Below are 17,102 nucleotides of genomic sequence, written 5' to 3'. Positions count from 1 at the left end.
TCCTTAGTTTATGACCAATGGCTAATGACTAACGGCGAAGGACTAATGACTCATGACTCATGGAAATTTATTGCACCCGTCCAGGCTGCCCCCGACCCCAAAACTTTTTTTCCGAACTCGATAACAACACTATTCTCAAGACGGTGCAACAAAAGTATTGCACTACTTGTGGAATGCCCCTAATTTTAGATGGGCGCTATGTGCCAACGAAGCTGTTGGGGCGTGGGGGATTTGGGGCGGCGTTTCTCGCACGCGATCGCCGTACTCCTGGTATGCGCTACTGCGTGGTAAAACAGTTTCAGCCTGTGGGCGACTTAAACCCGGAACAGCTACAAATCGCACAAAATTTATTTGAACGGGAAGGAGAAGTTTTAGAAGACTTGGGCAGACACCAGCAAATTCCAGACTTGTTTGCTTTCTTTGAAATAATACTGCCCAGTATGCAAACAGGAAAACAAGATCAGTTTTTCTATCTGGTACAGGAATTTATTGATGGACAAAACTTGGAGGAGGAACTAGCGACTAAGGGACAGTTCTCGCAAGCAGAGGTGTTGCAACTGTTGCAGGAAATCCTCCCGGTGCTGAAGTTTGTCCATGACAATAACTCGATCCACCGAGATATTAAGCTTTCTAACATCATGCGTCGTCAAGACGGTTTGATTTATCTGTTAGATTTTGGTGCCGTCAAGCAGGTGACGAAGGGAACGTCTGGTGGATCGTCAACTGGGATTTATTCGATGGGATTCGCGCCACCAGAGCAAATGAGTAGGGGACCAATCTACCCCTCAACAGATTTGTATGCTTTGGCTGTGACTTGCATTACCTTGCTGACTGGCAAACAGCCAAACGAGCTATTTGATACTTTCAACAACCAGTGGAACTGGAGAAGTCAGGCAAAAGTAAGCGATCGCTTTGCCCAAATCCTCGACCGAATGCTATTGCCTGCACCCAATCACCGCTTTCAGTCCGCCCAGGAAGTTCTCAATGCCATCAATGCCATCAACCAAACAACGCCACCGCCACGACCAGTAGCACCCACTCAGGTTCCTTCGACCCGTCCAGTAGCGCCAGCAGCGCCTATTAGCCTCCCAACACCTGCACCGACTCAACCGCCAGCCCCCGTCCCACTTGCCTCTAAACCGAGATTTTCCCTAATAGATATCTTGGCAGGGGCAGCTTTCACTGGGTTTGAGGGTGGCTTACTGTTGATAGCCTTGAGCAGTCTTTTGCCATCACCAGGGATTAGCATTGGATTATTGGGGATGGTTATCGGAGGCCTGATTTTTGCCCAATATCGCCGCATAATTGAAGGCAAGGATTTGCCAATTATCGCTGGCATTACCCTGCTACTTGTGATGTTCCTCCCCGGCGTGAAAACGTTGATTGCCAGCTTGATACCTGGAAATCCTGCGATCGCGGGTGTATTATTTGTGGCGATTGTAGCTGCGGCGGGGGCGATCGCAATTACAGCTCTGTTTCGCCTCATCTACAAATTGCTTTCTAGTATGTTTTAAATCTCTTGTATAATTGACCGCTTTATGTCTCACAAAAATGAAACTGCGGTTCTAGTAACATCTTTATTTCTCACTGCTATCTTCATAGCGGCTGTTGCTTGGTGGGTTACAAAACCGCAAGACAAAACTGCGGTTGTACAAAACCCAAATGGCTCTTTGGTAGATACAACCGCAGAAAATCCGCTCAACTCTATCAGTTTTGGGGAAAAAATTTTAGTGCCAGAGGAGGTTAGAGGTGGGAGTCCGGCCTTCAAAACTTTAAAACAAGCGGGAGTAAATGACATTGCAGCCGGAAAATATAATGAAGCAGTTTCCCAACTATCAGCAGCACTAAGGGAAAACCGTAACGCTCCCGAAACGTTAATTTATTTAAACAATACCCGAATTAATCTTAATCAGCAAAAGTCTTACACGATTGCCGTAGCCGTACCGATTGGCAGTGACCCCAATGGTTCTTTAGAGGTCTTGCGCGGAGTGGCTCTTGCCCAAAATGAAATTAATCAGGCTGGGGGAATTAACGGGGTACTGCTGAAAGTAGCGATCGCCAACGACAATAATCAAGAAGAACAAGCAAAAAAAATTGCCAGCGCCTTAGTTGACAATAAAGACGTTTTAGGAGTTGTCGGTCATTGGGCAAGTCAAGTTACTTTAGCAGTGGCTCCCATCTACGACTCTAAACTTGTTGCGATTTCCCCTATCAGTACCGCCGTTAGTCTTTCCGGCAAAAGTCCCTATATTTTTCGCACCGTCCCCAGCGATTATATGGCGGCTAGGGCATTAGCGGATTATATGCTTACCAAATTGCAACGAAGAAAGGTAGCTGTTTTCTTTAATTCCAAAAGTACCTATAGTCAGTCCCTCAAGTCTGAGTTTGTCACGGCTGTGGGACTGGCAGGCGGACAGGTGAAAAATGAGTATGACCTATCTGATTCTGCTTTTAGTGCTGCTCGGAGCGTAGAACAGGCAATTGAGCAAGGGGCAGAGGTGCTAATGTTAGCCTCAAACACGGGTGAACTAGACAAGGCACTTCAGGTAGTTCAGGTAAACCGGAAGCGGTTAAGTATGCTGGCAGGAGATGATGTTTACGCGATCAAAACTTTGGAAATTGGTGCAGATGCGGCACTAGGAATGGTGGTGGCTGTTCCCTGGGACATTGACGGCGACCCAACTTCAGCCTTTCCCCGCCAAGCCAGAGAGCTTTTTGGATCTGATGTGAACTGGCGTACCGCCCTCGCCTATGATGCTGTAAAGGCTTTGATTGCGGCGATCCAGCGCAACCCCACCCGAACCGGGGTGCAACAAGCGCTCGCATCACCAGACTTTGCGACAAAGGGAGCCTCTGGCACAATTGGTTTTTTGCCGTCGGGCGATCGCAATGGGACAATTCAACTGGTGAAAATCGTTGCCGATAAGCGCTCACCAACTACCTATGACTTTGTACCAGTACCTCGATGATAGAGCAACAAAGATTAAACTAAGGTTGCAACAGCCCTAAACTAAAATCTGCCCATGTCGCAGAAAAACGAAACGACAGTTCTAGTCTTAGCTCTCCTGATAACGGCTGGGTTGTTAGGCGGCGGGTTCTGGTGGTTGACCAATCGGTCGGGTGTAAATTTGGGTGGTAAGCGCATTAATCCAACCAACCAATCTGCACAATCTACAGTTGAAACTTTTGCTCAGGTTCAAGACGTTCCATCGGGACTATTTAGTTACGGTGGTAGCACGACTTGGGCCCCAATTCGTAAAGAAGTAGACCGGGGAATCCAAACTGTTTGGCCTAAATTTGTCCTGCGCTACACCGATCCTACCAGTGGTGCGCCTGGATCTGGTGCTGGCATCAAAATGCTCTTAAATAATCAGCTCGCCTTTGCACAATCTTCGAGATCAATTAAAGATGAAGAATATCAGCAGGCACAACAACGGGGTTTTATTCTCAAAGAAATACCAGTAGCGATTGATGGAATTGCGATCGCAGTGAATCCAAATCTCAACATCCCCGGTCTTACCATCGCCCAACTCAAAGACATTTACACAGGCAAAATAACCAACTGGCAAGAAGTCGGTGGTTCCAATCTTTCCATTAAACCTTACTCTCGTCGCATTGAAGAAGGAGGCACAATCGAATTCTTTGCAGAAAACGTCTTACAAGGACAGAACTTTGGTACCAACGTTCAGTTTATCGGCACGACAACCGAAGCCTTGAGAGAAGTAGCAACTAATCCAGGCAGCATCTACTACGCCTCAGCGCCGGAAGTAGTCGGTCAGTGTACCGTTAAACCCCTGCCGCTTGGTCGGACACCCGATCAACTGGTTCCTCCTTATCAAGAGCCTTTCGTACCCCTTGAACAATGCCCAACTCAGCGCAACGGCTTAAACTCCAGTGCCTTTCAAAGCGGTAAATACCCAATTACTCGCAATTTATTTGTCATTGTTAAACTAAATGGTCAAGCAGACCAACAGGCAGGAGAAGCATACGCCAATTTATTGCTTACACAGCAAGGTCAACAACTGCTGGAAGAAGCTGGATTTGTCAGAATCCGCTAACGCAGATTTTGAACTTGAGGATATCAATACAAAGCACCATACGCCAATAGTTAATTTAAAAATCAGCTCATGTCTCAGAAAAACGAAACACCTGTTCTGATATTGGCTCTTTTGATTACCGCTGCATTATTAGGCGGCGGCTTCTGGTGGTTTACCAAACGTTCTGCCGTTGACGTGGGTAACTTGTCCAAACCCACCCCATCGGGAAGTCAACCCGCGCCACCCGATAATTCTGCCTCCAGTCCCCCAGTCAATCAAACTAATCAAACAGCACAATCGGCGGGTGAAGGCTTTGCCCAAGTGCAGAATGTCCCCACCGGGCTATTTAGCTATGGTGGTAGCACCTCGTTTGCACCGATTCGCCTTTCAGTAGACTCAGCTATACAAGCAGCTCGACCTGAGTTTAAATTGCGCTATGTTAATCCAACCAGCGGTTCCGCCGGATCTGGTACGGGCATCAAGATGTTAATAGATGGGAAACTTGATTTTGCCCAATCCTCCCGACCAATTCTTCCACAGGAATATCAACAAGCACAGCAACGCGGTTTTGGACTGAAAGAATTTGCCATTGCCATTGATGGATTAGCAGTAGCTGTTAACCCAAATCTCGATATTCCAGGTTTGACCTTAGACCAGTTGAAATCTATCTACACTGGCAAGATTACCAACTGGCAAGAAGTGGGCGGCCCGAATATGGCAATAAAACCCTATACCCGCCCAAACGAGGGCGGCACAGTGGAACTATTTATCGAAGAAGTTTTAGGCAATGAAAAGTTTGGTACAAATGTTGAGTTTGTCCCTGACACTACTACCGCACTACGAAAACTCGCTGCTAACACTGGCGGAATTTATTTTGCTTCTGCGCCAGAGGTAGTGCCGCAGTGTAGCATTAAACCTTTGCCACTGGGCAGTAAAGCGGGTGAATTTGTGACACCCTATCAAGAGCCTTTGGTGTCTCCTCAAGAGTGTCCCCCCAAACGCAATCAGCTCAATATTGCGGCTTTCCAAAACGGGCAATACCCGATTACTCGAAAGCTGTTTGTGGTAGTTAAACAGAATGGTCAACGAGAGCAACAAGCAGGGGAAGCTTATTCTAACTTTTTACAGACACAGAAGGGTCAGGAGTTGGTTAGCGACATGGGCTTTGTCCGCATCCGCTAAATAATAGCTATTAGCTATTATTTATAATTCGTCATAGCCCAACAACTAAAGGCTAGGAGCTAGAACTAGCGAATAGCTGTTAAGTAGAGTCACTTAATTAGTTGTAGGATGGGCAGAGCGATCACGAAACCCATCAAACCTTTACTAATGTTTGATTTCCTGCCTCCAATGCCACGCATCAAAAAGACTGGAAACAAAGCAGCACGGGCGTGGACTCCCCAACCTACACGATGATATCGGTTAGTTTGGTTCTCCAACTTAGCTATTAGCTAGTTGTTATTATTGGAACCCAAAGTAGATATCGGTAAACACAGCAAATTATCTCCTTGTGTTCGGATTAATCCCTTTTGGCGTAACTTGCCCATTAACCGAGTCACGGTTACGCGCGTGGAACCAATAGCACTGCCAATTTGGGCATGAGTCAGAGGAAATGGCAGACAGTAACCGTTTTCATATGGTTCGCCGAATTCTTCAATTAACAGGGTCAAAAATCCCAAAAGTCGGTCAATTGTCCGCCTTTGTCCCAGGGTACTCAGCCACAGCAGCTTGCGCTGATGCTGATAGCGAAAGGCATCAAATACCTCTCGGCGAAAATGCGGCCAGTTGTCCAGGTCATGCCAGTACATCCACACCACAGAAGTTTGATCGACGTGGGCGTAAGCCTGGAGTGTAAATGGTGACTGCGCCACAATTTCAAATGGCTGTCCGGCACCAACAAAGCCTAAAAAAGCTTCTTCTGGACTCAAACGCATGGCTTTAGCAGCAGAACTACTGGTGGTAGCAGTAATTTGAGCTGTACCTACCAAGCGGATAGCACCCCTCTGCACTAGATACAACAGTCCTGGTCTGGCCGGAATCCGTTCGTCTTTGGTGAAAGTTCGATAACGATAATGTTCCTGCGCCCAGTCAAGAATTCTTTGCCAGGTTAAAAAGGGGCGAGATACCTCTGATGTGGAGGATGGTGAATGCATATAACGCAGCGATAATCTTTTATAGATTCTACCAAGATTTCAATGTAGCAAAAAATACTTGCTGCGGCTTCAGCTCAAATTAGAAATTTTTCTCAAATAACTCTTCCATTAGATAGACGTAAAAACGATACTGATAATTAGGTTACGCCATTACAAACCTTCGAGGATCAAGGTGAGTTTATCAAACATTGGTTGCGCTAGTCTTCAGCATCTGTTGATTATTCAGCTACAGGCAGCTATCGGTTTGTACAGAGAAAGAGAAACTTTGTATACACAAGCACAACAATTGTCTACAGGCGAGGAAAATTTGCCTTTGATTGTTGGGTTGATCGCTGGGGAGGCAATTCCTTTAAAGCGATTTTGGCAAAGTACGGGCATTCTATACAGGTCGAGCGTAGCGCTGAAACTTGCACCCCTGTGGAACCTGCCAGCTCTGGAAATTGCCGCTGGCTTGGCTAGATATCTCTGTGCTACTGCCGATACAAATCAGGAAAATATAACTTTACAAAGTTTTACAATTCAAGTTACTCCTCCCGGTTTAATGGAATTCCAACTAACCGATCCGGGGATGGCACTTTGGTTGCAGTTCTTGGTGAACTCAGAGTTTGGACAATTCCCAATTCCCAATTCCCAATTCCCAATTCCCAATTCCCAATCCTTATCAAGTTTCCCTATACAGTACGCCCATGCTCGTTGCTGCTCTCTGCTGCGCTTAGGAGAGCGGGAAGGTTTAATCCGGCTAGGTGTTCCGGCTCTGAGGATAGTCGAGCCAGAGGTGATTCCTTGGCTGAATCAAGATTCCATCCGCTTAGTTGATCCAGCAGAACGCTCTTTGATTTTTCAGGTACTGGGGTTGTTAGATGAATTGGACGGATGGGGTCAACCCGACTGGGTGAAACTGGCGATCGCTTTGAGTCAAACTTGGGAAAGCTTCTACCGTGAGTGTCGCATTTTTGGTGAAGTGAAGACCCAGACACCGCATCTGGCTCAAGCCAGATTAGGTTTAGTGGCGGCTACTCGCTCCATTTTGCGATCGCTGTTGCAAAATCGGTTATTCATCCTAGCACCTACAGAACTTTGATCGGAAAAAAGTATACCTAAAGGTAGAAAATTTGCTCAAGGGGAGTGACAAATTAAATTAAGTCGAATAATATTGCTCTTGTGTGAGGAGCGAACCAGATAGGGGAACCGAGACGAAACACGGCCAGTCGTCGGTTCCCTTTCTGATTTGTAGTGTAAGAATTAAAAATAAAGCAATTGAAGGGTTGGATGACATAGATAGTAGGAGCATAGCAATGCCATGCCCCTACCGAAGGTACGAACCGCAATATATTCCACCCAACTGAGAAACGCTATAAAAATTGAAGAGAATTTAAAGGGATGGGCGGGCAAGATGCCCACCAGACCAGAATCGAAAGATATTTTTAAAGTAGGAATTTTTCAATTGCGGTAGCAGCACCGTCTTGCTCAACACTGGGAGCTACCCAAGTAGCGATCGCTTGAACGTCTGCGGGTGCATTACCCATTGCTACAGCAATTCCAGCGTATTCCAGCATCTCGAAATCATTAAAATTATCCCCAATAGCCATCACATTACTGGCTTCCAGTCCCAGTATCTCTTCAGCTAAGTAGCGCACTGCTGTTCCTTTATTAACGCTGGGGTGAGTTGCTTCAAAGAAAGTCGCCACCGATGTAGTCAAGTACAGTTCAGCCGGGGTGTAACGCGATCGCAACGTACCCAGCAGGTTGTCAATTACGGCAGTATCCTCACACAGAGCCAAAACTTTTGTCGGTTCAGTATTTAAAACGTTACGCAGGTCGCCTACAGCGATAGGCTGGATACCAGAACGCTCTGAGTAAGCTTGTGTCGCTGGCGTAATTTCCCGGACATAAAGCTGGTCGTTGATATAGAAGTGGATAGAAAGTAGCGATCGCAACGCTGGTTCCTCAAAGTAATCCAACAACTGCAACACTAATGGTTTAGAGACAGGGCAATGCCTGAGAACTTGGTTTTGTGCAGGATCTTGAATCCATGCCCCCTGATACGCCATCACAGGCAGCGTCGAGCCGACTTGCTGATGGAAGCGCAAAGCAGAACGATACATCCTCCCGGTTGCGATCGCTATCTGAATGCCCTTCGCCTGGGCAGCACGAATCGCCTGGAGTACAGGTTCCCGGATATCGTTGGATACACCAGCAATGGTGCCATCGATGTCTAGCACCAGTAATCGAATAGCATCACTTACACGGGGCAAGCTTCCCGCACTTACCTGGTTAGCAGAAGAAGGTTTTGGCATAAGTTGTTAATTATTCCTTGTTCGTTGTTAGAGTAACCAAACCTCTGAAAACTAACAACTAAAAACTCCTTAAAGGCCATGACCGAGGCAAAAAATCGCTTTCGTGCCAGTCGTCGGGTTTTATATGTCACCCTTTGGCTTACATTGTTCATTTTGTCAGTCAAAGTTTCAGCCGCATGGGTGACGCAAAGTCTCAGTCTCTTAGCAGAGTCGCTGCATACCCTGATTACCAGCTTCAGTACCCTACTGAGTTTGCTCGCCGTTGCTGCACCTAACCGTCTGGCAGGGCGCGAAATCTATGGTCATAGCAAACTGGAAAGCTCAGCAACACTAATACTGGTGGCATTTTTGGGCTTTGCCTGTACAAATTTATTGGGGATGTCCGCCCAGCAACTAATAGCTGTCACTAATGCAGCCGATCTACCATTTCCCACCCAGGTAAGTCTACCCCTGATTCAAATCCTATCCGCACTTGCAGGAGTTACTATCCTCTTGGCTTTCTTAAACATCCACCAAGCCAAAGTGTTGAATAGCCCTACCCTACGTTTCAATGCTAACCAGCTGCTCAAGGATGTGTTGCTGACACTCGTCGTGGTGCTGTGTTTAGTAGGAGTTTTGTGGGGTGTGTTCTGGCTGGATTTACTGCTGGCAGTTTTATTGGTAATCCAGACAGTGAGAAGTTGTTGGTACGTGGTGAATTGGCAGTTACCACTGATGGTGCAACAAAGCGCGATCGCTCCTGAAGTTCTGGCTCAAATTGCCCGTCAGGTTGGCGGTGTCACCCACTGCTACCACATTGAGTCGCGGGGAATTGTGGGGCGTTTAGTATTTGTACAGATGCACCTGATTCTGCATCCAGAGTTTGTGGAAGTTGCGTCCCAGATTGCCGAACGCATCGAATTGGCGATTAGAGAACGCTACGGCCCCATTCAAGCCATCTTCTACATTGATGACTATCTGCGAGAGCCTCCCGGCACCAGTCTGCCAAATCAGCCCTCACAGGTCAATGGTAGAAGCGATCGCCACGATGAGACACACAGCCAAAATTAATTGAGCATAAGTTCAACTAAAAAACCGAATTATTACTGATTCGCGTCAGGACTGCATTGCTGCGCTTATCGCGTAGCAAGCTCTGCCTCGTGCATATCGCCAATTTCTGCTTGCGTTTTCAGCTCAGCAGAAGCAATTATTCTAGTCTCGATAACACCGATTTCTGGTCTTTAACACTTGTTGAACAAAAAGTATTATCCGCAAAAACTCTTACAAGTTCTCAGCAAATTTACTGATATTTCTCAGATAAGAACTCTTTTTTCAGAAGACCGCCTCCTGCTAAAAAATAAATATGAATTACTTTTAATGTAGTCAGCGAAATTACCGATAGTTTTTAAATGGCGTCTTTTTTAAAACTGAGGAAAATACTGCTGGAAAAATCAACGATAATCAGTAAATTAGTAAGTAGATTCGGGCTTTGCGTAAATGTCGAAAGAGTGTGAAGAGTTAAACAAGACTTGCAAAACTTGTAGACATTCAACTGCAAACTCAGATATGAATAGAGAAGAAAAGCAAATCACTTCAACATCGGTTGTCTGAAAGAAATAACTAAATTTTTTTTAGGTTATATGCCGATTAAATGAGGTGAAGTCGTTCATCGCCTTGGTAGAGGTACTTAAATGAAAACCAAACTTACTACACTGCTTGCCGCTGCTGCTGCCCTGACCGGCGTCATCTCTGCAACTGCTCCGGCATCCGCTCAAATTAACTGGGGTCCTAATTCTTTTGATAGCGCGCCGACAAAGAATACATTGAGTCAATCTTCTGATGCTTTTAACATTCAAAAGATTTTGAATGGATTAAACACTCAGCTCAACAAGACTCAAGAGAAAAACGCATTCCCTGACTTAAGCCTTTTAGGAGGTAAATCGTTTGATCTGAGCAAGCTAACGGTGAAAAACAACACTGATATTCGCGCTTACTTTGTCAATGAAGGCGCGGATTATAATAATCAGTTGGGTTATCAAGCGCTTGACGCTAACGGCAACGTTGCCAAAGAAGGGCTGGCTTTTTGGGAACTCAACAGCACGGATAGCATTAGAGAAAACGACATTAGTTATACTAATCTCAAGCAAGGAGACTGGGTAAGCTTAGGCAGCTTCACCAAAGGTACGACTCTGAATTTCCAGTTGAATGCCAATAGCTTATACGGCACAGAAAACTCATACGGCATCTACAATTCTGTTTCTAGTGCTGCTAACCCAGATGGACTACAGCACGCCAGAGGCTATATGTTTGACTCTCGTTACCTAGTAGTTGGTTTCGAGGATTTGTATGGAGATGGCAGCTGGACTGGCGTAACTCCAGCATCTGACCGCGACTTCAACGACACTGTGTTCATCGTCGATTTGGGTGAAGGCGGTTTTGCAAGCGTACCTGAGCCTTCTGCGACCTTAGCGCTAGCGGGAATGAGCCTTGTTGGTATGTTTGGGGTGCGTCGCCGCCGCAACAGCCAAATCAATGGGTAATCTGCTGACACATCACTGATGTTTATCTAAGTTTGATTAGTCAACACCCATTTTTTCTAGCCTGCTGTTGCGGGCTTTTTCCATTAGGGATAATTTGCACATCAGAAAGCTGCTACACTTACAACCCCCTCAATCCTCCGCTGCATGGAGATATTGAGGGGGTTGTAAGTGTAGCAGATACCAAGCTAATTGTATTACCCGTTTAACACTTATTACTGTCCTTGACTACAGCAGTAATGTAGAGAGTGGTTGAGGGACGAAACCCAATTTTAGCAAAGGTTTGATGGGTAACGCTTAGCCGCTCTACCCATCCTACAAATAATTAAGCCCCTCTACTTATCAACCCAGGCGAGACAGTTTTTTAATTGGCATTGGAGACTTTCGTAGGTTGAATTACACAAAAAATGAGATACCGCTCCTGAGGATTACTGAGAAACATCAGCGCGTACCTATATCAACCACAAATTTAAAATATTTTTAAAGATCAACGCTCTGTAATATTACTACTAAGAGTGACTGTTATCCCAAGGCTTGATGATATTAAGCAGTCTTTATATGTAACAAATACTGATTCAAAGTGCTTGAAGTAAAAATCGGTATTCTCTTCGCTAACAATGCCGATAAGAACTTAGTAAAATCAAGCAGTGTGATGAAGAAATAAACAAGGTTTGCCAAAACTGTAGACAAAAAAGCATTAAATCGAATATCAATGATTTAGTAACGCAAAAGCACTTCCAAATCAATCGGTAACTTTAGGTAAATTCAGCTAGTTTATTTTGGGTGTATCAGCTAGGTCAAAGATATAAAATGTTCACCGCTTCTACAAGTAATCAAATGAAAACTCAATTCTTCGCTGGTCTGTTCGCTGCTGCTACTACCCTGACTGTTGCAATTTCCCATACTGCGCCTGCAACTGCTTACGATATTAAAGGTAGAGATCAAGCCCCAGCTAATTTCAACATCCAAGAATTCAAGGATTTCGTCGGGAAAGAAGCTAGATACTTATCACCTGAAACCATAGGGGCGCACAGGTTAGATATTACGAAGATAAAGATGAACTTCGACCATGATGTTAAGGTTTACTTTATCGGTGAAACGGCTGGGGCATATCGCAATCAATTAAATTTCACAGCTACTAACGGCTCACAAGTCACAGGTGGGAAAATTTTTGGCGATACTTCCTGTAAACCTGGGCAAGATATTGCTAACTTTGGTGAGTTCTGCGCGAACCCGAATAACCCGTTGGCAAACAAAGCTAAGGAAGATCAGCCTTTGAATGTAGGGGACTTTGCAGAACTTGGCAAATTTAAAGCTGGTACTGAGTTTGACTTCCAATTAGTATCCAATGGCATTAACGGCGGAATCTGGAATAATGGCGTACAAGGAATCTTTGGTCTAAATGATGCTACCAACCCAGATAAATTGCAGCACGTTATGGCGTATTACTACAAAGATTTCCTGGTGCTGGGTTACGAAGATTTATGGGGTGGTGGAGACAAAGATTACAACGATACAGTTTTCGCCATCGATTTTGGTAAAAACAACGCTCGTGAAGTAGCTGGGATCAGCGTACCTGAGCCTTCGGCAACTGTGGCACTCATAGGTGCAGCAGCAGTAGGTATATTTGCCAGCCGTCGCAGTCGCCCCAAGCAAGTTGATTAATTGGTTGTTGAAGCGTTCCTGAAGGACTTATAGTCAAAAAACCGTTGAATATACCACTCAACGGCTTTTTGCTGTGAATTATGAATCTGAACCATAGAAAAACCCGAATCAGTTTGCAAGCGGCTAGATAAAATAAGGCTATGTCTCAATCCACCTCTGCCTCATCCCAAAACCGACCTCTACTCATCCTAGTAGATGGTCACTCTTTAGCCTTCCGCTCCTACTTTGCGTTTGCCAAAAGTCGGGATGGGGGCTTAAAAACAAAAACAGGTGTTCCTACGAGTGTCTGCTTTGGCTTCCTCAAGTCCTTGCTGGAGGTGATAGCATCTCAGCATCCGCAAGCGATCGCGATCGCATTTGACCTCGGCTTACCCACTTTCCGCCACGAAGCCGACGACACATACAAAGCCGACCGAGCCGAGACACCAGAAGATTTTATCACTGACCTAAAAAATCTTCACGAACTTTTGGATGCCTTGAATCTACCAATTCTCACCTCTCCTGGTTATGAGGCAGATGATGTCTTGGGAACTTTGGCAGTTCAGGCAAGTGCTGCGGGTTACAGTGTCAAAATCGTTACAGGTGATAGAGATTTATTTCAACTGGTTGACACGGCAAAGGAAATTAACGTTTTATATCTCGGTCAAACCTTCTGGCAACGCACCAGCACCGCAGGGCCAGTAGAATTTGGCCCTGCGGAAGTAAAACAGAAGCTAGGAATACTACCAGAGCAGGTTGTCGATTACAAAGCTCTCTGCGGAGATAGCTCCGATAACATCCCCGGCGTTAAGGGAATTGGGGACAAGACGGCGGTGAAGTTGCTTACAGATTATGGCTCTCTAGAAGGGATTTATGCTTCCCTAGATGAGATTAAAGGAGCAGTCAAGCAGAAACTGGAAACTGGAAAACAAGAGGCATATCGCTCGCAGCACTTGGCGAAAATAGTTCTTGATGTTCCTCTGGATTTTAGTTTAGAAGACTCCCATCTGAAGGGATTTGATGCCCCTGTCTTGAAGCAGCAGCTGGAAAAGCTAGAGTTAAACAAATTTTTAAGCAAAATCAGCGAAATCCAGCTAGCGTTTGGTGGTTCAGATGAGGAACCTAATGTAGAGCAGGTTTCTAGCTTGCCAGAGGAAAAGGGTGGGCAGAAACCAGAGGATGCTCAACTGGAAGATGAAGACGGCGACCTGTGGTTTTTCAGTGCAGCTGACACCGAAGCGGCTGCAAAGACAGACAAAAATGCTGCTAGCACGATTACACCCCAAATTATTGATACTCCAGAAAAACTTACTCAACTGGTAAACCAGCTGAAAACTTGTACTGACTCAGCTTCTCCTGTGGCTTGGGATACGGAAACTGATTCCCTAGAGCCGCGAGATGCTTCTTTAGTGGGGATTGGCTGCTGTTGGGGAACCGACCCCACGGAAATTGCCTACATCCCTACTGCACATAAATCAGGCTCAAACCTGGATAAAACAACTGTTTTAGAAGCTTTGCGTCCAATTTTGGAAAGTAATGATTATCCCAAAACGTTGCAAAATGCCAAGTTTGACCGCTTGGTACTACGCTTTCAGGGAATTAAGCTTTCCGGAGTCATCTTTGACACGATGCTTGCCAGTTACGTACTAAATCCAGAAGATAGCCACAACCTCGGCGATTTAGTTCTGCGCTACTTGGGGCTACAAATAAGCAATTATACGGATGTGGTGCCAAAAGGCAAGAATATTGCCGATCTGGATATTCAGACTGTAGCCTACTACTGCGGGATGCAGGTCTATGCCACATTCCAGTTGGTGCCAAAACTACGAGAAAAACTGAAGCAAGTTGAAGCTCTCCACAAGCTGCTGCTGGAAGTAGAACAACCTCTAGAACCAGTCTTAGCCCAGATGGAATACACGGGCATCCGGATTGATCCAGTTTATCTCCAGACATTATCGCAACAGCTAGAAACAGATTTAGCAGCAATTGAGCAACAAGCTTATGAAGCAGCTGGGGAAAAATTCAATTTAGGTTCGCCGAAGCAACTGAGTCAGCTGCTGTTTGACAAGCTCAAATTAGATACCAAGAAATCTCGTAAAATCGCCACGGGTTATTCTACTGATGCAGCGACATTGGAAAAGTTGCAAGGCGACCATCCAGTTGTTGATGCCATCTTAGAGTACCGCACCCTCTCGAAGTTGAAGTCTACTTACGTGGACGCGCTACCGCTACTGATGGGGAAAGAAACTGGGCGGGTGCATACGAATTTCAATCAGACGGGTACGACGACGGGACGATTGTCTTCTTCTAACCCGAATTTGCAGAATATTCCTATCCGCACGGCGTTTAGTCGGTTGATTCGCAAAGGATTTGTGCCAGAAACAGGGTGGTTGATGGTTGCTGCGGACTATTCGCAAATTGAGTTGCGAATTTTGGCTCACCTGAGCAAAGAGCCAGTGTTAGTTGAAGCATATCGGCAAAATGAGGATATCCACAGCGTTACTGCTCGGCTGTTATTTGAGAAGGACACAATAACATCTGAGGAACGCCGCTTAGGGAAGATTATCAACTTCGGAGTGATTTACGGGATGGGTGCGGCGCGGTTTGCGCGGGAAGCTGGGGTAAAGGCGACCGAGGGTAGACTGTTTATCGATCGCTTCAACGAGCGTTATCGCAAAGTTTTTGATTATTTGGAGCAAGTGAAGAGGGAAGCGATCGCGCACGGTTACGTCGAAACTATTTTAGGTCGTCGTCGCTACTTTAATTTCGAGGGCGGCAGTCTCCGCAAGCTCAAAGGTAGCAACCCGGATGATATCAAACTTGATGAATTCCGGCGGTTAGGACAATCTGATGCCCAACTTTTGCGAGCAGCCGCTAACGCGCCGATTCAGGGTTCTAGCGCCGATATCATCAAAATTGCGATGGTGCAATTGCACGAAGTTTTGCAGAATTATCAGGCACGTTTGCTGTTGCAAGTTCACGATGAATTAGTGTTTGAAGTTCCTCCCTCGGAGTGGGAAGAATTACAGATGAAGATTCGTTCCACAATGGAAAATGCTGTTTCTTTGAGCGTTCCTCTATTAGTTGATGTTCGTGCTGGACAAAACTGGATGGAAACGAAGTAAATCTACATCTATAATTAAATAGAGCCTTTCTTGATTGCGTGAGTTACACTAAAACTCCTACGATAGCAAGCATTCCAACCTGTCAGTTTGTACCTCGGTAGATTGAGAACCGCTATAGCGCTCTTCCATCACTCTAGGCAGAGGAAAATAAGAAATCTTCTGAATATGAGGTGTCTGGAATAGCACCTCGCATTCGATTCATCAATGTAATTAATGTGAAAAAGCCAACCGATAAATGTGAAATGGGAAAAACTCTAAGCCAAGGCTTAAGTAAATTGAAGAATTGGTAAGGTTGAATAACTAAGCGTAAATTATTGAGGAGATTTTTCCAGCCTGTCCCCTCGTCCCACAACTGATGCTCAGGAAATTTACTAACAACTGAATCGGTGGGTTCGTGTAGACCTTTATCTGGAATGTTATTCAAAACCTCAGCCTGAAGACTAATCAAGAGATATGCACTCATGACTAGTTCCCACCACTTGGAGATTTGGGAATAGTTAGTGAAGCGAAAGTCTGCCCATCCTAATTCGTTCTTACTTTGCTTAAGTCCGTATTCAATCCAATTTCTCAACCCATAGATATTGCCAACTTCTTTAAATTTTACTCCAGTTATTTTTGTCATGACATACCAAGTAGAGTTTCCTGGTAATTTGTTAGGGTCTGTAGTAATCAGCCAGTATTGAACTTCTCGCCGCCTTCCAAAAACTATCTCTCGAATATATCGAGTTTGCTGGCTACCATCTGAGAACACTCTATCAAATGTTCGCCACCGATTCTGCCTCACTGTCTGGTCTTGAGGCAACCACACTCCATGATTGCTACGAATCGCCACGGCATAATTCAGTTGCAATTCATTGAGGGCTTTGATGAAAGTACTGTGGCTTTCACCATATAGACTATCAGCTAATACTAATTTAAATCGGAACCCAAGCTTTTGTAAGTACCGAATCATTTCAACGGCTATCTTGGGTTTACTTAAATATGTGTCTCCCTCCAATAACCTTTCTTTGGGTTTATAAACTTCAAAGACTAATGGAAACGTCATCCTCTCCAATAACCCATAGGCGGTGACTGCAACTATCCCATTCTCAATTTTCCCTAAATTCCCTATGTACTGCCGTTTAACATAGTCTGTTGTCGAGCCTTTTTCTCGATCTCCTGTCTCATCAATAATTAGTGTGATTTCTCGTCCTGCCAATACTTGTAGGATTAGCCTTAGAGGATGTTTGGAAAGTGGTGAGGGGTTAAATATTATGCCAACCGCCTGACCATGATACGGATCATTGCCAGATAAATAAAAGTCTCCGATGTTTCTGGCAATAACTCATAA

At 45.3% G+C, this 17,102-nt stretch carries 12 protein-coding genes; 9 read left to right on the top strand and 3 right to left on the bottom strand.

The annotated features are described in order from the left end of the window. The first annotated feature begins 59 nt into the window (after positions 1-59). The 4 genes from H6F66_RS20010 (at position 60) to H6F66_RS19995 (ending at position 5,219) form a co-directional block, all read left to right on the top strand. On the top strand, positions 60-1,514 hold the full coding sequence (locus H6F66_RS20010; RefSeq protein WP_190424552.1) for a serine/threonine-protein kinase: 1,455 nt from the start codon (positions 60-62) through the stop codon (positions 1,512-1,514). Positions 1,515-1,538: 24 nt separating this feature from the next. After that, positions 1,539-2,969, top strand: coding sequence for an ABC transporter substrate-binding protein (locus tag H6F66_RS20005; RefSeq protein WP_190424550.1), 1,431 nt, complete (start codon positions 1,539-1,541; stop codon positions 2,967-2,969). A gap of 54 nt (positions 2,970-3,023) precedes the next feature. Beyond that, positions 3,024-4,058 (top strand): substrate-binding domain-containing protein, encoded by a 1,035-nt coding sequence (locus H6F66_RS20000; protein WP_190424548.1) that lies wholly within the window; start codon positions 3,024-3,026, stop codon positions 4,056-4,058. A 69-nt stretch (positions 4,059-4,127) separates the two neighbouring features. Then, positions 4,128-5,219 (top strand): PstS family phosphate ABC transporter substrate-binding protein, encoded by a 1,092-nt coding sequence (locus tag H6F66_RS19995; protein ID WP_190424546.1) that lies wholly within the window; start codon positions 4,128-4,130, stop codon positions 5,217-5,219. Between the two features lie 269 nt (positions 5,220-5,488). On the opposite strand, the gene H6F66_RS19990 is transcribed toward H6F66_RS19995, so the two are convergent. Then, a complete protein-coding gene (locus tag H6F66_RS19990; RefSeq protein WP_190424545.1) occupies positions 5,489-6,190 on the bottom strand; it encodes a Crp/Fnr family transcriptional regulator in 702 nt (233 codons plus the stop codon). 172 nt (positions 6,191-6,362) lie between these two features. Between H6F66_RS19990 and H6F66_RS29470 the strand changes: the two genes are divergently transcribed. Then, positions 6,363-7,271, top strand: a complete 909-nt coding sequence (locus H6F66_RS29470; RefSeq protein ID WP_190424543.1) for a DALR anticodon-binding domain-containing protein — start codon at positions 6,363-6,365, stop codon at positions 7,269-7,271. Between the two features lie 343 nt (positions 7,272-7,614). Here the strand turns inward: H6F66_RS29470 and H6F66_RS19980 are convergent, their stop codons facing one another. Next, on the bottom strand, positions 7,615-8,487 hold the full coding sequence (locus tag H6F66_RS19980) for a Cof-type HAD-IIB family hydrolase (RefSeq protein WP_190424542.1): 873 nt from the start codon (positions 8,485-8,487) through the stop codon (positions 7,615-7,617). A 78-nt stretch (positions 8,488-8,565) separates the two neighbouring features. Between H6F66_RS19980 and H6F66_RS19975 the strand changes: the two genes are divergently transcribed. The 4 genes from H6F66_RS19975 (at position 8,566) to polA (ending at position 15,772) form a co-directional block, all read left to right on the top strand. Next, a complete protein-coding gene (locus H6F66_RS19975; RefSeq protein ID WP_190424538.1) occupies positions 8,566-9,537 on the top strand; it encodes a cation diffusion facilitator family transporter in 972 nt (323 codons plus the stop codon). Between the two features lie 620 nt (positions 9,538-10,157). Next, positions 10,158-11,006 (top strand): DUF4114 domain-containing protein, encoded by an 849-nt coding sequence (locus tag H6F66_RS19970; RefSeq protein ID WP_190424536.1) that lies wholly within the window; start codon positions 10,158-10,160, stop codon positions 11,004-11,006. Between the two features lie 834 nt (positions 11,007-11,840). Next, positions 11,841-12,668 (top strand): DUF4114 domain-containing protein, encoded by an 828-nt coding sequence (locus H6F66_RS19965; protein WP_190424534.1) that lies wholly within the window; start codon positions 11,841-11,843, stop codon positions 12,666-12,668. A 140-nt stretch (positions 12,669-12,808) separates the two neighbouring features. Next, positions 12,809-15,772: a DNA polymerase I gene (polA, locus tag H6F66_RS19960; RefSeq protein ID WP_190424532.1), complete on the top strand. Its 2,964-nt coding sequence runs from the start codon at positions 12,809-12,811 to the stop codon at positions 15,770-15,772. 133 nt (positions 15,773-15,905) lie between these two features. On the opposite strand, the gene H6F66_RS19955 is transcribed toward polA, so the two are convergent. Further along, a complete protein-coding gene (locus H6F66_RS19955; RefSeq protein ID WP_347269411.1) occupies positions 15,906-17,027 on the bottom strand; it encodes an IS701 family transposase in 1,122 nt (373 codons plus the stop codon). Between the last annotated feature and the right edge of the window lie 75 nt (positions 17,028-17,102).

It is taken from the genome of Trichocoleus sp. FACHB-6 (genome assembly GCF_014695815.1).
In the GTDB taxonomy this organism is placed as follows: Bacteria; Cyanobacteriota; Cyanobacteriia; order Cyanobacteriales; family FACHB-T130; genus Funiculus; species Funiculus sociatus.
This window is presented reverse-complemented; position numbering and strand designations above follow the sequence as displayed.